The following is a 22,108-nucleotide window of genomic DNA, read 5'->3' on the forward strand; positions in this document are numbered from 1 at the left end:
CGCCCCGGCGGGGGCGGGGTGTCCGTCGATCAGCGGTCGTCGCGGGTGGCGTTGGGGTCGGGGACCATGTCCGTCTGGTCCCGGCCGTCGCCGGGCGCCCCACCGGTCGTGGGGCTGTCCGCCGGCGACCCGGCCGTGTCGACGAGCTCGTTGTTCGGCTTCCCGGGCGAGCGCCGCATCGCGATGATCAGCGCGGCGATCGCGACCAGGAGGACGGCCAGCCACAGCGTGCTCAGGTTGGCCCCGAACCCGTAGATCAGCACCAGCGAGATGCCACCGGCCATCAGGCAGTAGTAGATCGTCGGCAGGACGGTCTTGCGGATCAGGTCACCCTCCCGCCCGATCAGGCCGACGGTGGCCGACGCCGCCACGATGTTGTGCACCGTGATCATGTTCCCGGCCGCGCCGCCGACCGCCTGGGTGGCGACGACGGTCTCCGGGGTCACCCCGATCTGCTCACCGGTGGAGAACTGGAAGAGCGAGAACATCAGGTTGCTCACCGTGTTGCTGCCGGCGACGAACGCCCCCAGCGCACCGATCCACGGCGCGAAGGCCGGCCAGGTGTCGCCCGCGATGGACGCCGCGCCCTCGGCCAGGGTCAGCGGCATCGACGCCAGCCCGGACTCGTTGAAGTCGGCGCCGGAGTTGATGAACACCCGGACCAGCGGCAGCGCGAACAGCAGCGCCACCGCCGCGCCGGCCAGCTGGCTGCCGGCCACCTTCCACGACGCGGCGATGTCGGCCGGCCGCATCCGGTGGATGGCGTAGGTGATCAGGCAGGTGAGGATGAAGAGGAAGCCGGGCAGGTAGACCATCTGCAGGGCCTGGGCGATGCCGGTGCCGAAGATGTCGTCCACGGTGACGACCCGCCAGCCGGTGGTCAGGAACTCGGTGATCGGGTCGATGGTCCGGCTCAGCACCAGCAGGGCGGCGACGATGACGTACGGCGTCCAGGCCAGCCAGATGCTCATCTTCTTGCCGGCGACGTCCTTCTCGTCCTCCGGGGAGAGGTTGCCCATCCAGTTGGTCGCCCACCGCTGCCGGGCCGGGAAGTCCCAGGTCTCCTTAGGCATGAGGAAGCCGCGGCTGGACGCGAACATCACGATGACCAGGCCGATCAGGCCGCCGAGCAGCGACGGGAACTCCGGGCCGAGCACCGCGGCGACGGTCACGTAGGGCACGGTCATCGCGAAGGCGGCGAAGAGCGCGAACGGCCAGATCGCCAGGCCGTCGGCGAACCGCTTCCGCTCGCCGAAGAAGCCGCACAGCATGCAGGCGAGGATCAGCGGGATGAGCGTGCCGATGGTGGCGTGGATGGCGGCCACCTGGAAGCCGATCCGCTCCAGGAACTCGGGGAACTCGATGCCGAGGAAAGCCGTCCGCTCCTCGACGGCGTCCGAACCGGTCAGCCCGCCGCTGACGCCGACCAGGATGGGCGTGCCGACGGCGCCGAAGCTCACCGGCGTGCTCTGGATGATCAGTCCCACCATGACCGCGGCCATGGCCGGGAAGCCCAGCGCCAGCAGCAGCGGGGCGACCACGGCGGCGGGGGTGCCGAAGCCGGACGCGCCCTCGATGAAGCTGCCGAACAGCCAGCCGATGATGATCGCCTGCACCCGGCGGTCGGGGCTGATGCTGGTGAAGCCGGCGCGGATGGTCGCCATCGCGCCGCTCTTGGTGAGGGTCTCCAGCAGCAGCAGCGCGCCGAAGACGATGTAGAGCAGCGTGAGGGCCAGCAGCAGCCCCTGGACCGCCGAGGCGGCGATCGCGGTGGGGCTCATCTCCCAGGCGAACAGGGCGACGAGCACCACGACCACGAAGCCGATCGGCATGGCCCGCTTGGCGGGCCACCGGAGGCCGGCCAGCAGCACGCCGACCACCAGGATCGGGAGCAGGGCCAGCAGGCTGAGCACAGCGAGGTTGTCCACGTTGACGCCTCTCGTCGGCAGTGTCCGCACCATCGAGGGCGTGCGGAGTCGCTGCACTGTGACGCACCGCACGGTCGCCCGCCACCCCTGCGCACACGGCCGTGGACCGTTGTCCGCCCGGGATCCCCGGCATCCCGCCTTGACGGCACCCACCGGCCTCCGCAGGCTGTGAGAGAGACCACATCAACGACGACGTGGTCGCTGCAGACCTGGAGGACATGACTTGAAGACCAAGGGCGCCATCCTGTGGGGAATCGGCCAGGAGTGGTCGATCGAGGAGATCGAGATCGGGGACCCCCGGGCCAACGAGGTCACCGTGCAGCTGGCGGCCTCGGGGCTGTGCCACTCCGACGAACACCTGGTCACCGGCGGCACCCCGGTCGGCTCCTACCCGGTGCTCGGCGGGCACGAGGGCGCCGGCGTCGTCACCGAGGTGGGCCCCGGTGTCACCGGGCTGGCCGTCGGCGACCACGTCGTCACCGCGTTCATCCCGGCCTGCGGGCAGTGCCCGCCCTGTTCCAACGGCCACCAGAACCTCTGCGACCTCGGCGCCAGCCTGCTGGCCGGGACGTCGATCTCCGACGGCTCCTACCGGGTGCAGACCGGCGGCAAGGACGTCGTCCCGATGTGCCTGCTGGGCACGTTCGCCCCCTACATCACCGTGCACGAGGCGTCGGTGATCAAGATCGACCCGAACATCCCGCTGGAGGTCGCCGCGCTGGTCGGCTGCGGCGTGACCACGGGCTGGGGCTCGGCGACCAAGGTGGCCGACGTCCGCCCGGGCGAGACGGTCGTGATCATGGGCGCCGGCGGCGTGGGCATGAACGCCGTCCAGGGCGCCGCGGCGGCCGGGGCGCTGCGCGTGGTGGTGATCGAACCGGTCGTCGCGAAGCACCAGTGGGCCAAGGACTTCGGCGCCACCCACGTGTTCTCCAGCGTCGAGGAGGCCACGCCGGTGGTCAACGAGATGACCTGGGGCCGGATGGCGGAGAAGGCGATCATCACCGTCGGCGACATCCAGGGGGAGGACATCCAGGCCGCGGTCTCGATGATCGGCAAGGGCGGCCGGGTCGTCGTCACCGGCATGGGCAACGCGGCCAACATGGACGTGAAGCTGAACCTGTTCGAGTTCACCCTGCTGCAGAAGGACCTGCAGGGCGCGATCTTCGGTGGCGCGAACCCGCGCGCGGAGATCCCGGCCCTGCTCGCCCTCTACCAGGCAGGTCAGCTCAAGCTCGACGGGCTGGTGACGCAGAAGTACTCCCTGGCCGAGATCAACCAGGGCTACCAGGACATGCGCGACGGCAAGAACATCCGCGGGATGGTCGTCTACACCGACGCCGACCGCTGACCGGACCCGCGCCCCGTCGGCGGACGGGGCGCGGGCCGCACGGCGGCACCCGCCTGCGCCGGGACCAGCGGGACGGCGGTGCGCAGCACGGCCGGGCCCAGCCGCAGGACGCCGTCCGACCGTGGTGCGCAGCGGACCCCCGCCCGCCCGCGGAGCCCGCGGTGTGCGCCGGGGGTGAGCGCGAGGTCCAGCCAGGCGCACGGGTGGGCCGGCCGCCCACCGGCCAGGACGACGACCCCCTCTCCGCAGTCCAGGCTGAACGGCTGGCCGCGCAGCACCTCGACCTCCGCACCCCGCAGGACGACGTTGCGCCGGGCGGCGAGCGGGTCCAACGGCCCGCTGCCCAGCTCGTCGCCCAGGTGGTCCAGCCCCTCGGCGGCGAGCACCGTCACCGAGGCGTCCCGGTGGGCGGGCCGGCCGAAGTAGCGGTCGCCGACGATGCCCAGCCCGGCCCGCACCTCGACCCGGTCGGTGCGCTCGACCGGTCCGGCCAGGGCAGGGTCGGGCCGGCCGTCCCAGCGGTGCGCCGGCGAGGCGAGCAGCCCGACGACCTCGACGTCGTAGCGGTACGGCAGGTCCTCGTCCGTCACCCGCCGATCGTCCCCCCTCGACTCCCTCGACCACCAAAATGGCCATTTTGGTGGTGGGCTCGGGGGGCAAAGTCGCGACTTTGGCCCGGGTGGGCGGCCGGGGCCGAGGACTGCGAACGTGGACGGCGTGGACCGCCAGACCGCCCTCGCCCGTGCCGCCGAGCAGCTCGACTCCGGCGCCTTCCTGACCGACCTGGCCCGCCGGGTCGCGCTGCCGACGGAGAGCGCCGACCCCGCCCGCGAGCCGGTGCTGCGGGAGTACCTGACCGCCGAGATGGTGCCGCTGGTGGAGCGGCTGGGCTTCACCGCGCGGATCGTGGAGAACCCGGTCTCACCGCGCCACCCCTTCCTGGTCGCGCGGCGGGTCGAGGACCCCGGGCTGCCCACCGTGCTCACCTACGGCCACGGCGACGTGCAGCCCGCCCACCCGGAGCAGTGGCGAGAAGGGCTCGATCCCTGGCGGGTCGTGGTCGAGGGCGACCGCTGGTACGGCCGCGGCGTCGCCGACAACAAGGGCCAGCACAGCGTCAACCTGGTCGCACTGGAGCAGGTGCTCGCCGTGCGTGACGACCGGCTGGGCTACAACGTCACGCTGCTGCTGGACATGGGCGAGGAGTTCGGCTCCCCCGGCCTGGACGAGGTCTGCGACCAGCTGCGCGACGAGCTCGCCGCCGACCTGCTGATCGGTTCGGACGGCCCGCGGGTCGCCGCCGACCGGCCCACCGTCTTCCTGGGCACCCGGGGTGCGGTGAACCTGACGCTGTCGGTGCGTGCCCGCGCCGCGGCGCACCACTCCGGCAACTGGGGCGGCGTGCTGAGCAACCCGGCCACGGTGCTGGCCAACGCGCTGGCCAGCCTGGTCGACGGCCGCGGCCGGTTGCTGGTCGAGGGCCTGCGCCCGGACGGCGTCCCCGAGCCGGTGCGGCGGGCGCTGGTGGACGTGCCGCTGGACCAGGGGCCGGACGCTCCCGCCATCGACCCGGAGTGGGGTGAGCCCGGGCTGACGCCCAGCGAGCGGCTGTTCGGCTGGAACACCCTCGAGGTGCTGGCGATGACCGCCGGTGACCCGGACGCCCCGGTCGGCGCCATCCCGCCGTCGGCCCGGGCACACTGCCAGCTGCGCTTCGTGGTCGGCACCGACGGCGGGTCGGTGGCCGACCAGGTGCGCGCCCACCTGGCCGCGGCCGGCTTCGGTGCGGTCGAGGTAAGCCAGGAGCTCGCTATGGCCGCCACCCGCCTCGACCCGGAGGACCCCTGGGTGACCTGGACGCTGGCCTCCCTGGAGTGCACCACCGGCGTCCGGCCGGCGTTGCTGCCCAACCTGGGCGGGTCGCTGCCTAACAGCGCCTTCGCCGATGTGCTCGGGCTGCCGACGGTCTGGGTGCCGCACTCCTACCCCGGCTGCGCCCAGCACGCCCCGGACGAGCACCTGCCGATCGGGCTGGTCCGGGAGGCGCTGCAGGTCATGGCCGGCCTGTGGTGGGACCTCGCCGAGCTCGCCCCCGCCTGGCCCCCGCCGTCCCACCCGGCCTGACCGACGACCACCACCAGAATGGCCATTGTGGTGGTGGGCTCAGGGGCCGAAGTCGCGACTTCGGCCCCTCCTAGCGGTCGGCGGTGCGGTGGATGGGGCCGGCGACCTCGGCCAGCCGCTCGCCGGTGCCGCCCCAGCGGCCGGCGATGATCTCCGCGGCGATCGAGACGGCGGTCTCCTCGGGGGTGCGGGCGCCGAGGTCCAGCCCGATCGGTGAGGCGAGCCGGACCAGTTCGTCCTCACCCAATCCGGCCTCGCGCAGCCGGGCCAGCCGCTCGTCGTGGGTGCGCCGCGACCCCATCGCGCCGACGTAGGCCACCGGCAGCCGCAGCGCGACCTCCAGCAGCGGGACGTCGAACTTCGGGTCGTGGGTGAGCACGCAGAGCACCGTGCGCTCGTCGATCGCCCCGGCGTCCACCTGGGCCTGCAGGTACTTGTGCGGCCACTCCACGACGACCTCGTCGGCGTCGGGGAAGCGGCGGGCGGTGGCGAACACCGACCGGGCGTCGCAGACGGTCACCCGGTAACCGAGGAACGACCCCACCCGGGCGACGGCGGCGGCGAAGTCGATCGCGCCGAACACCACCATCCGGGCCGGCGGGGCGAAGGAGGAGACGAACAGGGTCAGCTCGTCGCCGCGCCGCTCGCCGTCGTGGCCGTAGGTGAGGGTCGCCGTCCGGCCGGCGGCGAGCATGCCGCGGGCGTCGTCGGCGACGGCGTCGTCCAGCCGCTGGGCGCCGAGCGTGCCCGAGGCGCGGTCCGGCCAGAGCACCAGCCGCTTGCCGAGCCGGTCGGCCGGGCCCTTGACGCAGGTGACGACGGCGACCGGCTCGTGCGCACCCACCGACGCGGCCACGTCACCGAGCTCGGGGAAGGACTCGCGGGAGATCGCCTCCACGTAGACGTCGAGGATCCCGCCGCAGGTCAGGCCCACGGCGAAGGCGTCGTCGTCGCTCACCCCGTACCGCTCCAGGGTGGGCTCGCCGCTGGCGAGGACGTCCTGTGCCTCGGCGTAGACCGCGCCCTCGACGCAGCCGCCGGAGACGCTGCCCACCGCCGTCCCGTCCGGGCCGACCAGCATCGACGCCCCCGCCGGGCGCGGCGCGGAACGCCAGGTGCCCACCACGGTGCCCACGCCGACGGTCTCCCCCGCCTGCCACCACCCGACCAGGTCGTCAAGAACATCGCGCATGAGAGAACTCCTTCCGGCCTCGTCCAGAGGCTCGTCCCGAGCCCGCGAGGGATGAGGAGGACGAGGTCCTTCCACCTTCAGGCACGCGTGATCACTCCTGCCAGTTCCTCGAAGGCGGCCAGGCTGTGCCCGGCGACGAAGCAGTCCACCGACGGCAGCGCCGCCACCATCCCGCCGGTCAGCGGCTCGTAGCCGGCCCGGCCCTTGTGCGGGTTCACCCAGACGACGGCGTGCGCCAACCGGGCCAGCCGGGCCATCTGCTCGCCCAGCAGCTCGGGGCCACCACGCTCCCAGCCGTCGCTGCAGACCACCACGATCGCGCCGCGGGCGGTGCCGCGCTGGCCCCAGCGGTCCAGGAACGCCTTGAGCACCTCGCCGATCCGGGTGCCACCGGACCAGTCGGGGATCGCCGAACCGCTGGCGGCCAGCGCCTTGTCCGGGTCGCGCAGCCGCAGCTCGCGGGTCACCCGGGTCAGCCGGGTGCCGATGGTGAACACCTCGGTGCTGGCCGGCCGGGCCCGGACGGCGGCGTGCCCGAACCGCAGCAGCGCGTCGGCGTAGGGGCTCATCGACCCGGAGACGTCGATCAGCAGCACCACCCGACGCGGGCGCGGCCGGGCCCGGTGGTGCACCAGCCGGGTGATCTCGCCGCCGTCGCGCAGCGCCCGCCGGACGGTGCGGGCCCGGTGGATCGCCCCGTGCGCCGACGGGCTGCGCCGCCGTGACGCACGCATCGGGCTGGCCGGGACCAGCAGCGCGAACAGCCGGCGCAGCTGGTCGCGCTCGGCCACGGTCAGCTCGGCGACGTCGCGGTGCCGGAGCACCTCCTCGCCGCTGGCCTGGGTGGCCAGCTCGGTGGGCTCCCCGCCCTCCTGGCTGCCCTCGCCGGTCTGCAGCGGCGCGGACTGCGCGACCCGCTGCTCCTCCGCCCCCGACGGCCGCCGGGCCCGCGGCGCCTCGCCCCCGAAGTACGCGGCGAAACCGGCGTCGTAGCGCTCGAGGTCGTCGGGGCTGGCACAGAGGGTCAGCCGACCGGACCAGTAGACGGCGGTGGGGTCGAGGACGTCGAGGTGCGCGACCGCGGCGAGCATCGCCTCGACCCGGTCGGGGGAGGCGTCGACGCCGGCGTGCCGCAGCGTGCGGGCGAACCCGAGCACGGTCGTGACGACGTCCCGCTGCTCACCCGGCACCGAACAGCGCTCCCCGGGCGAGGGCGTGCACGCGGTCGGTGTCCTCCCGGTACTTCAGCACCGCCCCGAGGGTGCGGGCCGCGGTGTCCGGGTCGAGCTCACGGGCGCCCAGGGCGTGCAGGGCGGTCGCCCAGTCCATCGCCTCGGCGACCCCGGGCGGCTTGAGCAGGTCGAGCTCGCGGAGCCGGGCCGTGGCGCGGGCGACCTGACGGGCCAGCTCCTCGGTGACGTCGGGCAGCCGGCGGCGGAGGATCGCCACCTCGCGCTCGAAGTCGGGGTGTTCCAGCCAGTGGTAGAGGCAGCGGCGCTTGAGCGCGTCGTGCACCTCGCGGGTGCGGTTGGAGGTGAGGACGACGAGCGGCGGCGTCTGCGCCCGGATCGTGCCCAGCTCCGGGATGGAGATGGTGAAGTCGCTGAGCACCTCGAGCAGGAACGCCTCGAACTCGTCGTCGGCCCGGTCGACCTCGTCGATGAGCAGCACCGAGGGGGAGTCCTCCAGCGCCTGCAGCAGTGGGCGGGCCAGCAGGAACCGGCGGTCGTAGAGCGAGGCCTCCAGCTCCTCGGCGCGCTCGGCGGTACCGGCGGCCTCGGCAGCGCGCAGGTGCAGCAGCTGGCGGCCGAAGTCCCAGTCGTAGAGGGCGTGGCTGGCCTCCAGGCCCTCGTAGCACTGGAGCCGGTAGATCGGCCGGCCGGTGACGTCGGCGAGCGCCCGGGCCAGCGCGGTCTTGCCGACCCCGGCCTCGCCCTCCAGGAACAGCGGGCGGTGCATCACCAGCGCCAGGTAGGCCGCCGTCGCCAGGCCCTCGTCGGGCAGGTAGCCGGTGCCCTCCAAGGCAGCGGCCAGGGCTGCGGGGTCGGCGGGCAGCGTTGGCTCGGTCACAGGTCGCAGCATCCCATCCGCACCGCGATGGTGATCAGTCCGCCGTCATGACCGTCAGGTACTCGTCGTAGCTGGCGATGACGTCCTCCAGGTCGACGGTCTCCGGGAAGTCGGCGACGTCCTGGTGCCTGCGCAGGAACTGCACGGTGCGCAGGACCACGTCCTCCTCGTCGTCGGCGCCGAGCTGGTCCATCACCTCGGGGGTCACCTTGAACCAGGTGCGCACGTCCTCCAGCTCGCTCGGCTGGGTCACGAGGTAGCCGTGCTCACCCTGGGCATCGATCTCGATGTCGTCGGCCATGCACCCGCCCTACCCGCGTTGCTCACGCCAAACGCGGGTCGACCCGCCCCGCTGACCGTTGAGCCGCGCTGTGGCACGGCGCAACGGTCGGTCCAGCGGCTCAGGCTCGACAGCGGAGCTCAGGCTCGGCCGCGCGGCTCGGGGTCGGCCGGGTCAGGGCCGGTCCAGCAGGATGGGCCCATGCCGGACCTCTCCCTCGGTGACGACCTGCGGGCCTTCGTCGACACCTCCCCGTCCCCGTCGCACGCCGTCGCGGAGCTCGCCCGGCGGCTGCGCGCGGCGGGCTTCACCGAGCTCGGCGAGGCCGACCGGTGGGAGCTGGCGCCCGGCGGTCAGCACTTCGTCGTCCGGCACGGCAGCCTGATCGCGTTCCGGGTCGGCAGCACCTCCCCGGCCGAGGCGGGGCTGCGGCTGGTCGGCGCGCACACCGACTCCCCCACGTTCAAGGTGCGGCCGCGCGACGACGTCCGGCAGGCCGGGTACCGGCTGGTCGGCGTCGAGCCCTACGGCGGCGGGCTGTGGCACACCTGGCTGGACCGGGAGCTCACCGTGGCCGGCCGGGTGGCACTGCGCGGCGGCGGCACCGCACTGGTGCGGCTGCCCGGCGCGCCGCTGCGGCTGCCGTCGCTGGCGATCCACCTGGACCGCAGCGTGCGCGACGGCCTGAAGCTGGACCCGCAGCGGGAACTGGTGCCCGTCTGGTCCCAGGACCTGGGCACCGAGCCGGCCCTCCGGGAGGCGCTGGCCACCGAGGTGGGCGCGGCCGTGCAGGACGTCGTCGGGCACGACCTGGTGCTCGCCGACACCCAGCCCGCCGGTCGCACCGGCGCCGACGGCAGCTGGATCGCCGCGCCGCGGCTGGACAACCTGGCCAGCTGCCACGCCGGGGTGACGGCGCTGATCGCCGCGGCGGCCACCCGCCGCACCCAGCTGCTGGTCGCCAACGACCACGAGGAGGTGGGCAGCGGCTCGATGTCCGGGGCGCGCGGCAGCTTCCTGGAGGACGTCGTCCGCCGGCTGGTGGCGGTCCTGGACGCCGCTGACCCGCAGGCGCTCCCCCGGGCACTGGCGCAGTCCCGGCTGGTCTCGGCGGACATGGCGCACGCCGTCCACCCGACCCGTTCCGACCGGCACGAGCCCGGCCACCAGCCGCAGTTGGGCAGCGGGCCGGTGCTGAAGGTGAACGCCAACCAGGCCTACGCCACCGACGCGGTGACCAGCGGCTGGTTCGCCGAGCGCTGCGCGGAGGCGTCGGTGCCGGTGCAGTGGTTCGTCACCCGCGCCGACCTGCCCTGCGGGAGCACGATCGGCCCGCTGACGGCGACCCGGCTGGGCATCGCGACCGTCGACGTCGGCGCACCCATGCTGGCCATGCACTCGGCCCGCGAGCTGGCCTCGGCCCTCGACGTCCCGCTGATGGTCGGCGCGCTGACCGCCTGTTTCGCCGACTGACCGGTCCCCCGGGCGGGGTCAGGCGTCGAGGCGACTGCGGCCGGTGGCCCGGCCGACCCCGACGGCGACCAGCAGCGAGCCGAGGAACAGGCCCACGGCGACCAGCAGGGCGCCGACCATGAAGAGCCCGGTCTCGTCCTGCAGCGCGGCGTCGACCGTCCAGCAGAGGGTGAACGGCACGGTCACCACGAGCGCAGCGACGAGCGGCCGCTGCACCCACCCGGCCAGCACCGCCGCGGCCAGCAGCGTCAGCACGCAGCCGACGACCTGCCACTCCGCGTAGGGGCCGGAGGTGGTGCTGGTGGCCGGGTCGAACTGGTACTCCCGGTCCCAGGCGAGCCACGCGGCCCAGGCGAGCACGCTGAGCGCGGCCGCTCCGGCGGTCCAGGTGCGTCGACGTCCGGTCATGCGGCGGAGGATAGGGCGACAGGCGTCCGGCCGGTGGGACGCGCTCAGGCGCGAGCGGCGATCGCGGCGAGGTCCAGGCCGGCGTCCAGCGCCCCGTACCCGAGGCTGCGGTCGGCCCCGAGACGGGCCGCGACGAACCCGTCGGCGACGGCGGCCGGCGCCTCCCGGATCAGGACGGCCCCCTGCAGGGCGAGCGCCAGCGCCTCCACGACCCGGCGGGCGTGCTGCGGCGCGCTCCCCGGGTCGGCCTGCACCCGGCCGATCAGGGCCCGGGTGGCCTGCACGTGGGCGTCGAAGGCCCGGTGCTGGCCCAGCGCCGAGGCGACCTCTTCGTCGACGGCGGCCACCGACTCCGGCTCGCGGGCCAGCGCCCGGAGGACGTCGAGGGCGATCACGTTGCCCGAGCCCTCCCAGACCGCCATCACCGGCTGCTCCCGGTAGCGGCGGGCGAGCGGGAATGCCTCGGTGTAGCCGTTGCCGCCCAGGCACTCCAGCGCCTCGTAGGCGTGGTGCGGCCCGCGCTTGCACACCCAGTACTTCGCCACGGGGGTGGCGAGCCGGCGGAACGCGACCGACTCGGCGTCCTCGCTGTCGTACGCCGCGGCCACCCGCAGCGCCGTCCAGGTGGCGGCCTCGGCCTCCAGCTGCAGGTCGGCGACGACGGCGGTCATCGCCGGCTGGTCGATCAGGGTGGCGCCGAAGGCGCTGCGGTGCCGGGTGTGCCAGGCGGCCTCGGCGACGGCCTGCCGCATGCCGGCGGCGCTGCCCAGCACGCAGTCCAGCCGGGTCTGCCCGACCATCTCGATGATGGCGCGGACCCCGCGCCCCGCCTCCCCGACCAGCCAGCCGACCGTGTCCTCCAGCTCGATCTCCGAGGAGGCGTTCGACCGGTTGCCCAGCTTGTCCTTGAGCCGCTGGATGCGGAACACGTTGCGGTCACCGCCCGGCAGGACGCGGGGCACCAGGAAGCAGGAGAGGCCGGTGCTGGTCTGGGCGAGGACCAGGAACGCGTCGGACTGCGGGGCCGAGCAGAACCACTTGTGCCCGGTCAGCCGCCAGCTGCCGTCGCCGGCGTCGACGGCCCGGGTGGTGTTGGCCCGCACGTCCGAGCCGCCCTGCTTCTCGGTCATCGCCATGCCGAAGACCGCGGAGGACTTGGTGGCCGGGTCGCGCAGCTCGGGGTCGTAGTCCCGGGAGAACACCTTGGGCAGCCACACGTCGGCCAGCTCCGGCGCCGCGCGCAGCGAGGGGACGACGGCGTGGGTCATGCTCACCGGGCAGGCGTGCCCGGGCTCGACCTGGGCGAAGAGCATGAACACCGCCGCCCGGGCGACGTGCGCACCGGGCCGCGGCTCCGCCCAGCAGCTGGTGTGCGCGCCGTGCGCGATCGCCGCGGCGCTGATCCGGTGGTAGGTGGGGTGGAACTCGACCGCGTCGACCCGGTTGCCCCAGCGGTCGTGGCCGGCGAACACCGGCGGATGGGTGTTGGCGAGTTCGGCGTCCCGCTGGAAGTCGGCCTGCCCGACGAGCGACCCGACCTCGGCGAGGTGGTCGGCGGCCCATCCGGCGCCGTGGCGCTCGACCGCCTCGGTCAGGGCCGGGTCGGTCGAGTACTCGTCCAGGTCGACCCGCGGCGGCGCCTGGTTGAGGACCTCGTGCGTGCTGCTCACTGCGCCTCCTCACCGACGTGGTCCCGGTTCCCCAGGAGTGGACCACGGCGGTTCGCCGGATCGGCTGATCAGGCGTCCCGGGGTTCAGGGCTGCGAGCCCTGGGCAGGGCGAGAAGGGGCCTGCGACGGCGGGCCCGCCACGACGACGGAGAGGACGACGATGCAGGCGACCCTCGTGGTGCTGGGCGGGACGGGCGACCTCACCGGCCGCCTCCTCCTCCCGGGGCTGGCCCAGCTGGTCCAGGCAGGTGCGCTCGACGGCGACGTCAACGTGCTGGCGGTGGGCCGGGACGACTGGTCGGAGCAGGAGTACCGGGAGTGGGCGCGGGCCCGGCTCGCCGAGCACGCCGGCCACGTGCCCGAGGAGGCGCAGGACCGTCTGGTCGAGCTGCTCGGCTACGAGCGCGGCGACGTGACCGCCCCCGACGACCTGCGACAGGTGCTGGCCCGCGTGCCGGGCCGCCCGGTGGTCTACCTGGCCCTGCCGAACACCGTCTTCCTCCCCACCCTGGAGGCGCTGACCGAGGTCGAGCTGCCCGAGGGGACGACGATCGCCGTGGAGAAGCCCTTCGGCCGCGACGAGGCCGATGCCCGGGAGCTCAACGCCGTCCTGCACCGGCTGGTCCCGGAGGAGCGCGCGTTCCGCACCGACCACTTCCTGGCCAAGCAGACCGTGCTCAACGTCCTGGGGCTGCGCTTCGCCAACCGGCTGTTCGAGCCGGTCTGGAACGCCTCGCACGTCGACCGCGTCGAGATCGTCTTCGACGAGACGCTGGGCCTGGAGGGGCGCGCCGGCTACTACGACACGGCGGGCGCGCTGCGGGACATGCTGCAGAACCACCTGCTCCAGCAGCTGGCCCTCGTGGCGATGGAACCGCCGAACGCGGTCGACGGCGCCAGCCTGTCCGCCCGCAAGGCCGACGTCCTGCGGGCGGTCCGGCCCCCGGCCGACATGGCGCGGGACACCGTGCGCGGGCGGTACACCGCCGGGACCGTCCAGGGCCGGGAGCTGCCCGACTACACCAGCGAGGAGGGCGTCGACCCGGCGCGGGAGACCGAGACGCACGCCGAGTTCACGGTGACGATCGACAACTGGCGCTGGGCGGGCGTGCCGTTCCGGCTGCGCAGCGGCAAGGCACTGGGCGCGGGCCGGCGGGAGATCGCCATCTGGTTCAAGCCCGTGCCGCACCTGGCCTTCGGTGACCAGCAGCTCCAGCCGGACGTGCTGCGGCTGGGCCTCGACCCCGACCACGTCACGCTGGAGCTGAACCTCAACGGGGCCGGCGAGCCGTTCGATCTCGAGCGCCGCGCCCTGGACATCGACCTGCCCCCGAACGACCTGTCGGCCTACGGGCTGCTGCTGCGGGAGGTGCTGGCCGGGGACTCCACCCTGTCCATCAGCGACGTGGAGGCCGAGCAGTCCTGGCGCATCGTCGAGCCGGTCCTGGCTGCCTGGTCGGCGGGTGAGGTGCCGCTGCGGGAGTACCCGGCCGGGTCGGCCGGCCCTGACCACGGCTGAGCCGCCCCCTACGTCGGGGGCTCCAGCAGGAACAGCCGGTGGACCACCTCCGACCAGGCGGCCCGGACCTCTGCGGGCCGGTCGGCGACGAGGTCCCGGATGCAGGCGAGGACCTCGCGCCCCTCGCTGACGACGCCCTGGAACGCCAGGCCGAACACCAGGGACCGGATCTCGTCGAGCTGCAGGCCGGCATCGAGCAACGGCTGGACGACCCACTGGTGATCGTCCCGGGCGAGCGACTCCACACCAGACGTTCGCCGGCAGGTGCCGGGTCGGATGCAGACGCGCCGGGACCGGCGACAGCTCGCCGGTCCAGCGCACGTAGCGTGAAGGGCATGAGCCGCTCTCGCCGTGACCCCGGTACGCCTCCGGTACTGGCCCCCAACGGCCTGCGGGTCGTCGCCCTCGGTGGCCTGGGTGAGATCGGCCGCAACATGACCGTCTTCGAGCACGCCGGCAAGCTGCTGATCGTCGACTGCGGCGTGCTCTTCCCCGAGGAGCACCAGCCCGGGATCGACGTGATCCTCCCGGACTTCACCTCCATCCGGGACCGGCTGGACGACATCGTGGCCGTCGTCCTGACGCACGGGCACGAGGACCACATCGGCGGCGTCCCGTACCTGCTGCGGGAGCGGCGGGACATCCCCGTCATCGGGTCGAAGCTGACGCTGGCCTTCATCGAGGCCAAGCTCAAGGAACACAAGATCACCCCGGTGACCGAGCAGGTCGCGGAGGGCGACGAGCTGCGGCTCGGCCCCTTCGACCTGGAGTTCCTGGCGGTCAACCACTCCATCCCCGACGCGCTCGCCGTGGCCATCCGCACCGCCGCCGGCCTCGTGCTGCACACCGGCGACTTCAAGATGGACCAGTTCCCGCTGGACCAGCGGATCACCGACCTGCGCGGGTTCGCCCGGCTCGGCGAGGAGGGCGTGGACCTCTTCCTCACCGACTCCACCAACGCCGACGTCCCCGGCTTCACCACGTCGGAGGGTGAGCTCACCCCGGCGATCGACACGGTCTTCCGAACCGCCCCCAAGCGGGTCATCGTCTCCAGCTTCGCCAGCCACGTGCACCGCATCCAGCAGGTGCTCGACGCCGCGCACGAGCACGGCCGCAAGGTCGCCTTCGTCGGCCGGTCGATGGTCCGCAACATGGGGATCGCCCGCGACCTGGGCTACCTGCGGGTGCCCAAGGGCCTCGTCGTGGACATGAAGGTGCTGGAGAAGCTGCCCGCCGACCAGGTGTGCCTGATCTGCACCGGCTCCCAGGGCGAGCCCATGGCGGCGCTGTCCCGGATGGCCAACCGGGACCACGTCATCCGGATCGCCGAGGGCGACACGGTGCTGCTGGCCAGCTCGCTGATCCCGGGCAACGAGAACGCGATCTACCGGATCATCAACGAGTTCACCCGGATCGGTGCCAACGTCGTCCACAAGGGCAACGCCAAGGTGCACGTCTCCGGGCACGCCAGCGCCGGCGAGCTCGTGTACTGCTACAACATCGTCAAGCCGCGCAACGTCATGCCGGTGCACGGGGAGTGGCGGCACCTGCGGTCCAACGCCGACCTGGCGATCCGCACCGGCGTCGACCCGAACCGGGTCGTCATCGCCGAGGACGGCACGGTGGTCGACCTGGTCGACGGCCGGGCCACCATCACCGGCAAGGTGCCCGCCGGCAACGTCTACGTCGACGGCTCGACTGTCGGCGGGGCGACCGAGGCCTCGCTGAAGGACCGGCGCACCCTCGCGGAGGAGGGCGTGATCACCGTCGTGGCGATCGTCGACGCGAACACCGGGAAGCTCGTCGAGGCCCCCGACTTCCTCGCCCGCGGCTTCGTCCACGAGGCCGCGTCGTTCGACGCGGCCGTGCCGCTGATCGAGCGGGAACTGGACCGCGCGGCCGCCGACGGCGTCAAGGACGCCGCCCAGCTGGAGTCGCTGATCGCCAAGGCCGTCGGCAACTGGGCGAACCGGGCCCACCGCCGCACCCCGATGATCATCCCGGTGGTCATCGACGCCTGAGCCCGGCCGCTGGGCGGTCCGGCCTCATCGGGCGGGGGCCGACGCCTCCGATCGCGGCCCGCGGTGGCTCTCGATGCGGTTCCGCCCCCGGGCCTTGGCCCGGTAGAGGGCGCGGTCGGCCTGGGCGATGAGGGCCTCGACGTCCTCGTGCTGGGCAGTGGCGACGCCGAGGGAGACGGTGAGCCGGTCGGCGGTGGACGCGGACACCAGCCGCCGGATCCGGTCGGCGATCAGCAGGCTGCTGGCGTGGTCGGCGCTCAGGACGACGGCGAACTCCTCACCGCCGATCCGGTGCACGCCGTCCACGCTCCGGCAGGCCCGCTCCAGCGCGCGGGCGACGCAGACGAGGGCGCGGTCTCCGGCGGGGTGCCCGTGCTGGTCGTTGTACGCCTTGAAGTGGTCGATGTCGGCCAGCACGAGGGTGACCCCGGCCGGGTCCCCGAGACGGCGACGGCCGGCGATCCCCTGGAGGCGGGCGCGCAGGTCGTCGTCAAAGGCACCCCGGTTGCCCAGTCCGGTCAGGGCGTCGGTGCGACAGCGCCGCTCGAGCTCCTCGATGACCCGCCGGGAGCGCCGGGCGTGCCGGTGCAGCAGCACCAGGGCCGCCGTCCCGGGCAGCACGGTGACCAACCGGCCCGTGGCGGTCCCCGTCGACCACCGCGCAGGACCCCAGCCCTCCGGGCGGGGCGAGGCGACCAGCGGGAGCGCCGTCAGCGCCGTGATCTGCCAGGCGGTGCGCACCGCCCCCCGGGACGAGTGGTCGCTCACCTTGCCTGGTCGGCCGGCGGCAGCGTGCTCAGCGGCCGGCCCAGCGCCACGGCGCGGCCGATGGCCGTTCCGCGCGCGAGGGCGCTGCCGTCGGGCTGCGGCCTCATCGGCGGCGGCGTGCGGGCGATGAGCGACACCCCCGCCGCATCGGCGATGGCCCGCGCGGCGGGCTGCGGGGTCCGGCTGACGTCGACGACCAGGGACAGGTCGCCGACGTGCTGGGCGTCCGGGGTGGTCTCGTCGTCGACCCCCAGTCGCGCAGGCCAGCGGCTGCTGAGCGGCGTCAGCGTCTGACAGGCGGTGGGAGCCAGCAGCTCGCGCAGCCGGCTCGCCGCCAGCCGGCTCGCCCGGCCGAAGGGGCGGTAGATGCCGACGACCACGTCCTCGGGCGGCCCGGGCAGGTCACGCAGATGGGCGGCGGCCCGGTCGGCGAGCTCGACGAGGCCGTCGAGCTCGAGGCTCGGCGCCGGGGCCGACGTGGTCGTGTCGATGTCGGGGTGGAGAGAAATGGTCGTGCTCCGGTCTGGTCGGACGGGTTCGGTCGGGTGCGGGGTCAGCCGCCGACGGGCAGGTCGGGCAGGTGCCGCCAGATCTCCCGGGGACTGGTGAACTGCCGATCCGGGAGGGCGTCGAGCAGGAACAGGACCTCCTGGTCGGCACCGGTCGCCAGTGCGGCCTCCCGCATCTCGTCGCTGGTGACCGGGCCGTGGCCGAATGCGGCCTCGATGTGGTCGAGGACCTGGGTCCGGGTCGTCGTCATGGGTCTCCTCGGTGTCGGTCAGGTGCGCGACTGGGGGCGCACGGCACGGGGGCGGTACTCGGCCGGCAGCGGTGCGTTGGCGCGCTCCGACCGGAGCAGCGCCTCGGCGTCGCAGTTGGTGCAGCAGTGGGTCTCGGTCCACCCGACGACCGACAGCTGGGTGCCGCGGGAGAACTGGGTGAGCACCTGGGGTCGCAGCACCAGGTCGGTGCCGGCGCAGGTCGCGCACCGCAACTGGCGATCGCGCAGGAACCGGCCCCCACAGCTGCCACAGGTGATGCCGATGCCCTCCACACCGCGGTCGCCGACGAGGTCGTCGGTCTCGCCGCACTGCGGACACTCGATGTGCAGGGGCATGACGTCCTCCTCGGTCGGGAGCCACCCGCGAGCGGTCTCGACGCGAACCTACCCTTACGTAAAGGTCGAGTGCGCGTCAGTCGGACCCGCTCGACGCCCGGGCTCGCGAACCCCCGGGGGACCGCTCACGCACCGTGATGGCTTTCACAACTCGCCGTCGCATGCGGGTTGACCAGTGCCGATGCACGCCCGGCCGGCCGGCTGCGACAGACCGCGGAGCACCCCCACCGCACACTTCCCTCACGTGAGGGTTATGTTCTTGGCGACGAAGACGGGCACGGCGGCCCGTCGATCCGGACCACCGACGTTCCGGGCCCCGCCGCCGGCGGCTCCGCGCCCCGACGTCGGACCGATGAAGCGCGACGTCCTGGACGACGCGCCACCCCAGCTCTCCTGGCACCCCGCGGTGCCCCTCCGCCGCGCCTGCGGGCGCACGACCTGAAGACGGTGGTATGTCCTCTGCCCTGCCGGCGCTGCCCAAGCCGCGCCTGACCCGACCCACCTGGCTCTCCCCGAACGTCGCCCGCACCGAGGTCCTCGCCGGGATCGTCGTGGCCCTCGCGTTGATCCCCGAGGCGATCAGCTTCTCCATCCTGGCCGGGGTCGACCCCCGCGTCGGCCTGTTCTCCTCCTTCGTCATGGCCGTGGTGATCGCCTTCACCGGCGGCCGGCCCGCCATGATCACCGCTGCCACCGGGGCGATCGCGCTCGTGGTGGCACCGCTGGCGCTGCAGTACGGCGTCGAGTACCTGCTCGCCGCCGTCGTCCTGGGCGGCGTGTTCCAGGTGCTGCTGGGCCTGTCCGGCTTTGCCCGGCTGATGAGGTTCATCCCGCGCAGCGTCATGGTCGGCTTCGTCAACGCGCTGGCCATCCTGATCTTCACCGCGCAGCTGCCGTACCTCACCGACGTATCCTGGCTCGTCTACCCGATGGTCGCCGCCGGCCTGGCGATCATCTTCCTGCTCCCCCGACTGACCACCGCGATCCCGGCACCGCTGGTGTCGATCGTCGTGCTCACCGGGCTCACCGTCGCGGCCGCCCTCACCGTGCCGAACGTGGGCGACCAGGGCGAGCTGCCCGACAGCCTGCCCTTCTTCGGCATCCCGGCCATCCCGTTCACCTGGGAGACGCTGACGATCATCGCGCCCTACGCCCTGGGCGTCGCCTTCGTCGGGCTGATGGAGTCGCTGATGACGGCGAAGCTCGTCGACGACCTCACCGACACCCCCTCGAACAAGACCCGCGAGTCCTGGGGCCAGGGTGTCGCGAACATCGCCTCCGGGTTCTTCGGCGGCATGGGCGGCTGCGCGATGATCGGCCAGACGATGATCAACGTGAAGTCCGGCGCCCGCACCCGGCTGTCGACCTTCCTGTCCGGGGTCTTCCTGCTGATCATGGTCGTCGTCCTGGGCGACATCGTCGCGCTCATCCCGATGGCCGCACTGGTCGCCGTGATGATCTTCGTGGCGATCGCCACCTTCGACTGGCACAGCCTCCGCACCATCCACACCATGCCCCGCAGCGAGACGATCGTGATGGTCTCCACCGTGGCGGTCACCCTGATCACCCACAACCTGGCCATCGGCGTCGCCGTCGGCGTGCTGGTCGCCTGCGTGCTCTTCGCCCGCCGGGTGGCCCACCTCGTCGAGGTCACCAGCGTCTCCGACCCGGACGGCGACACCCGGGTGTACTCGGTCCACGGTGCGCTCTTCTTCGCCTCCAGCAACGACCTGTACACCCAGTTCGACTACGCCGGCGATCCCGAGAACGTCGTGATCGACCTGTCCGGCGCCCACGTCTGGGACGCCTCCACGGTCGCCGCCCTGGACGCGATCACCCACAAGTACGCGACCCGCGGGAAGCAGGTGGAGGTCATCGGGCTCAACGGGCACTCCGCCTCCCGCTACGAGCGGCACAGCGGACAGCTCGCCGGCGCGCACTGACCCCCGGCCGGCCCTGCGTACCACCGCGGGGCCGGCCGATCGACCTCCGAGGCGGTCGGCTGCTGGCCGCCCGGCCGTCTCGGAGCCCCCCTCGCTCGGCGTCATCAACTCTTCTTTTACGTTAGAGTTGACTGCAGATCGGGCCGTCGTAACGGCGCGATCTGGATCGGAGGCACCCCATGGGTGATCGGCACATGCAGATCGGCGAGGTCGCCGAGCGCACCGGGCTCAGCGTCCGCACCATCCGCTTCTACGAGGAGAGCGGCCTGGTCACCCCGACCGCACGCAGCAGCGGCGGCTTCCGGCTCTACACCGACGGCGACGTCGAGCGCCTGATGGTGATCCGCCGGATGAAGCCGCTGGACTTCAGCATCGAGGAGATCCGCGACGTGCTGCAGATCCTCGACGTCCTCCGCGGCCGAGAGCGGGGGACCACCACGCCGCCGGACCCCGAGCTCGTCGAACGGCTCGCCATGTACCGGGAGCTCGCCGACCAGCGCGTCGCCACGCTGCACACGCAGTGGTCGTCCGCCGCCGCGTTCGCCACCAGCCTGCGCCTCGAGGTCGAGCAGGTGCACGCACCGCAGGGCAGACCGCGATGACCGCCACCGCCACCCACGGGACGGCGGCGGACCCGGAACCGGCCGACGCCGCCACCGGTGAGGTGCTGGCGCAGGCCGCCCGGCGGCGGACGTTCGCGGTGATCAGCCACCCCGACGCCGGGAAGTCGACGTTGACCGAGGCCCTGGCGTTGCACGCGCGGGTGATCGGGCAGGCCGGTGCGGTGCACGGCAAGGCCGGTCGGCGGGGCACGGTGTCGGACTGGATGGACATGGAGAAGGCCCGCGGCATCTCCATCACCTCCGCGGCGCTGCAGTTCGAGTACCGGGACACCGTGGTGAACCTGCTGGACACCCCCGGGCACGCGGACTTCTCCGAGGACACCTACCGGGTGCTGACCGCCGTCGACGCGGCGGTGATGCTCATCGATGCGGCCAAGGGCCTGGAGGCCCAGACGATGAAGCTGTTCGCCGTCTGCCGGCACCGCGGCATCCCGGTGATCACGGTGGTGAACAAGTGGGACCGGCCGGGCAAGGACGCCCTGGAGCTGATGGACGAGGTCGCCGAGCGCACCGGGCTGGCGCCGACCCCGCTGACCTGGCCGGTGGGCATCTCCGGGGACTTCCGGGGGGTGCTGGACCGCCGCGACGGCACCTACCGCCGGTTCACCCGCACCGCCGGCGGGGCGACCATCGCCCCCGAGGAGACGCTCACCCCCGCCGCCGCCGAGGCCCGGGAGGGCATCGACTGGACCCGGGCGGTCGAGGAGGCGGAGCTGCTGGTCGCCAGCGGCGCAGACCACGACCAGGAGACCTTCCTGGCCGGCTACAGCACCCCGGTGCTGTTCGCCTCGGCCGTGTCGAACTTCGGCGTCGCCGCCCTGTTGGACACCCTCGTCGACCTGGCCCCCGCCCCGGCGGACCGGACCGACGCCGAGGGCCGGCCGCGGGCCCTGACCGATCCCTTCAGCGCCTTCGTGTTCAAGGTTCAGTCGGGCATGGACGCCGCCCACCGCGACCGGCTGGCCTACATCCGGATCTGCTCCGGGGTGTTCGAGCGCGGCATGGTCGTCACCAACAGCACCACGGGACGCCCGTTCGCCACGAAGTACGCCCAGCACGTGTTCGGCCGCGAGCGGGAGAGCATCGACCTCGCCCACCCCGGCGACGTCGTCGGCCTGGTCAACGCCGCTGCCCTGGGGGTCGGCGACACCCTGTTCACCGGCCCTCCGGTCACCTACCCACCGTTGTCGACCTTCGCGCCCGAGCACTTCGCCGTGGCCCGGGCGATGGACACCGGCCGGCACAAGCAGTTCCGGCGGGGGATCGACCAGCTGGAGTCCGAAGGGGTCGTGCAGGTGCTGCGCTCGGACCGCCGCGGCGACCAGGCACCCGTGCTCGCCGTCGTCGGCCCCATGCAGTTCGAGGTCGCCGCCCACCGGATGGAGCACGAGTTCCACTCCCCGGTCGCGCTGGAACCGCTGCCGTACACGGTCGCGGTGCGCACCGACGCCGACTCCGCCCCCGCGGTCGCCGCGGCGCGTGGCGTGGAGATCCTGGCGCGCGGGAACGGGGAACTGCTGGCACTGTTCCGGGACAAGTGGGACCTGCGCTCGCTCCAGCAGCGCAGCCCCGAGCTCACCATCGAGCCCATGGTGGCCGCACAGCTCGACTGAGTAGCCGC

The 22,108-nt window shown here is 73.3% G+C and carries 21 protein-coding genes; 8 read left to right on the forward strand and 13 right to left on the reverse strand.

All coding sequences use genetic code 11. The features are described 5' to 3' along the window. Positions 1–29: 29 nt before the first annotated feature. Positions 30–1,928 (reverse strand): L-lactate permease, encoded by a 1,899-nt coding sequence (locus tag G5C62_RS01285; protein WP_064972398.1) that lies wholly within the window; start codon positions 1,926–1,928, stop codon positions 30–32. 223 nt (positions 1,929–2,151) lie between these two features. Between G5C62_RS01285 and G5C62_RS01290 the strand changes: the two genes are divergently transcribed. Beyond that, positions 2,152–3,279, forward strand: coding sequence for an NDMA-dependent alcohol dehydrogenase (locus G5C62_RS01290; protein ID WP_036335589.1), 1,128 nt, complete (start codon positions 2,152–2,154; stop codon positions 3,277–3,279). Here the strand turns inward: G5C62_RS01290 and G5C62_RS01295 are convergent. Continuing rightward, positions 3,258–3,869: an MOSC domain-containing protein gene (locus tag G5C62_RS01295; protein ID WP_164699763.1), complete on the reverse strand. Its 612-nt coding sequence runs from the start codon at positions 3,867–3,869 to the stop codon at positions 3,258–3,260. The two genes, G5C62_RS01290 and G5C62_RS01295, sit on opposite strands and share 22 nt — an antisense overlap. Before the next feature lie 118 nt (positions 3,870–3,987). Between G5C62_RS01295 and G5C62_RS01300 the strand changes: the two genes are divergently transcribed. Further along, complete coding sequence (locus tag G5C62_RS01300) at positions 3,988–5,403, forward strand: M20 family metallopeptidase (protein ID WP_241175650.1); 1,416 nt, start codon at positions 3,988–3,990, stop codon at positions 5,401–5,403. Positions 5,404–5,473: 70 nt separating this feature from the next. Here G5C62_RS01300 and G5C62_RS01305 read toward each other — a convergent pair whose 3' ends face one another. The 4 genes from G5C62_RS01305 to G5C62_RS01320 form a co-directional block, all read right to left on the reverse strand. Next, positions 5,474–6,595 (reverse strand): XdhC/CoxI family protein, encoded by a 1,122-nt coding sequence (locus G5C62_RS01305; protein WP_164699764.1) that lies wholly within the window; start codon positions 6,593–6,595, stop codon positions 5,474–5,476. Positions 6,596–6,672: 77 nt separating this feature from the next. Next, the gene (locus G5C62_RS01310; protein ID WP_206330422.1) at positions 6,673–7,785 is read right to left on the reverse strand and encodes a VWA domain-containing protein; all 1,113 of its coding nucleotides are present in this window, start codon (positions 7,783–7,785) and stop codon (positions 6,673–6,675) included. After that, positions 7,775–8,665 carry a MoxR family ATPase gene (locus G5C62_RS01315; protein WP_206330423.1) on the reverse strand — a complete coding sequence of 297 codons (891 nt, stop codon included), beginning with the start codon at positions 8,663–8,665 and terminating at the stop codon, positions 7,775–7,777. The genes G5C62_RS01310 and G5C62_RS01315 overlap by 11 nt, the downstream gene beginning before the upstream one ends. A 34-nt stretch (positions 8,666–8,699) precedes the next feature. Further along, on the reverse strand, positions 8,700–8,966 hold the full coding sequence (locus G5C62_RS01320; RefSeq protein WP_036335593.1) for a hypothetical protein: 267 nt from the start codon (positions 8,964–8,966) through the stop codon (positions 8,700–8,702). Positions 8,967–9,146: 180 nt separating this feature from the next. Here G5C62_RS01320 and G5C62_RS01325 point away from each other — a divergent pair, with 180 nt between their 5' ends. Next, positions 9,147–10,418 (forward strand): M18 family aminopeptidase, encoded by a 1,272-nt coding sequence (locus G5C62_RS01325; RefSeq protein WP_164699766.1) that lies wholly within the window; start codon positions 9,147–9,149, stop codon positions 10,416–10,418. An 18-nt stretch (positions 10,419–10,436) separates the two neighbouring features. On the opposite strand, the gene G5C62_RS01330 is transcribed toward G5C62_RS01325, so the two are convergent. Continuing rightward, on the reverse strand, positions 10,437–10,826 hold the full coding sequence (locus G5C62_RS01330; protein WP_164699767.1) for a hypothetical protein: 390 nt from the start codon (positions 10,824–10,826) through the stop codon (positions 10,437–10,439). A gap of 44 nt (positions 10,827–10,870) precedes the next feature. Beyond that, positions 10,871–12,496 carry an acyl-CoA dehydrogenase family protein gene (locus tag G5C62_RS01335; protein ID WP_164699768.1) on the reverse strand — a complete coding sequence of 542 codons (1,626 nt, stop codon included), beginning with the start codon at positions 12,494–12,496 and terminating at the stop codon, positions 10,871–10,873. A gap of 160 nt (positions 12,497–12,656) precedes the next feature. Here G5C62_RS01335 and G5C62_RS01340 point away from each other — a divergent pair, with 160 nt between their 5' ends. Further along, complete coding sequence (locus G5C62_RS01340; RefSeq protein ID WP_164699769.1) at positions 12,657–14,015, forward strand: glucose-6-phosphate dehydrogenase; 1,359 nt, start codon at positions 12,657–12,659, stop codon at positions 14,013–14,015. Positions 14,016–14,023: 8 nt separating this feature from the next. Here G5C62_RS01340 and G5C62_RS01345 read toward each other — a convergent pair whose 3' ends face one another. Continuing rightward, a complete protein-coding gene (locus G5C62_RS01345; RefSeq protein WP_036338336.1) occupies positions 14,024–14,260 on the reverse strand; it encodes a hypothetical protein in 237 nt (78 codons plus the stop codon). A 90-nt stretch (positions 14,261–14,350) separates the two neighbouring features. On the opposite strand from G5C62_RS01345, the gene G5C62_RS01350 reads away from it, so the two are divergent. After that, the gene (locus G5C62_RS01350; RefSeq protein WP_164699770.1) at positions 14,351–16,036 is read left to right on the forward strand and encodes a ribonuclease J; all 1,686 of its coding nucleotides are present in this window, start codon (positions 14,351–14,353) and stop codon (positions 16,034–16,036) included. Positions 16,037–16,060: 24 nt separating this feature from the next. On the opposite strand, the gene G5C62_RS01355 is transcribed toward G5C62_RS01350, so the two are convergent. From G5C62_RS01355 to G5C62_RS01370, 4 genes are all read right to left on the reverse strand, one after another. Beyond that, a complete protein-coding gene (locus G5C62_RS01355; RefSeq protein WP_164699771.1) occupies positions 16,061–16,804 on the reverse strand; it encodes a GGDEF domain-containing protein in 744 nt (247 codons plus the stop codon). Further along, a complete protein-coding gene (locus tag G5C62_RS01360; RefSeq protein ID WP_164699772.1) occupies positions 16,801–17,184 on the reverse strand; it encodes a hypothetical protein in 384 nt (127 codons plus the stop codon). Before G5C62_RS01360 ends, G5C62_RS01355 begins: the two co-directional genes overlap by 4 nt. Positions 17,185–17,357: 173 nt before the next feature. Beyond that, the gene (locus G5C62_RS01365; RefSeq protein WP_164699773.1) at positions 17,358–17,564 is read right to left on the reverse strand and encodes a DUF2795 domain-containing protein; all 207 of its coding nucleotides are present in this window, start codon (positions 17,562–17,564) and stop codon (positions 17,358–17,360) included. Between the two features lie 18 nt (positions 17,565–17,582). Further along, positions 17,583–17,921 carry a hypothetical protein gene (locus tag G5C62_RS01370; protein WP_164699774.1) on the reverse strand — a complete coding sequence of 113 codons (339 nt, stop codon included), beginning with the start codon at positions 17,919–17,921 and terminating at the stop codon, positions 17,583–17,585. 452 nt (positions 17,922–18,373) lie between these two features. On the opposite strand from G5C62_RS01370, the gene G5C62_RS01375 reads away from it, so the two are divergent. The 3 genes from G5C62_RS01375 (at position 18,374) to G5C62_RS01385 (ending at position 22,100) form a co-directional block, all read left to right on the forward strand. Next, positions 18,374–19,864 (forward strand): SulP family inorganic anion transporter, encoded by a 1,491-nt coding sequence (locus tag G5C62_RS01375; RefSeq protein ID WP_164699775.1) that lies wholly within the window; start codon positions 18,374–18,376, stop codon positions 19,862–19,864. Between the two features lie 179 nt (positions 19,865–20,043). Further along, positions 20,044–20,466: a MerR family transcriptional regulator gene (locus G5C62_RS01380; protein ID WP_036339928.1), complete on the forward strand. Its 423-nt coding sequence runs from the start codon at positions 20,044–20,046 to the stop codon at positions 20,464–20,466. Further along, positions 20,463–22,100, forward strand: coding sequence for a peptide chain release factor 3 (locus G5C62_RS01385; protein ID WP_164699776.1), 1,638 nt, complete (start codon positions 20,463–20,465; stop codon positions 22,098–22,100). The genes G5C62_RS01380 and G5C62_RS01385 overlap by 4 nt, the downstream gene beginning before the upstream one ends. Positions 22,101–22,108 lie beyond the last annotated feature (8 nt).

This window comes from Modestobacter sp. KNN46-3, assembly GCF_011039295.1.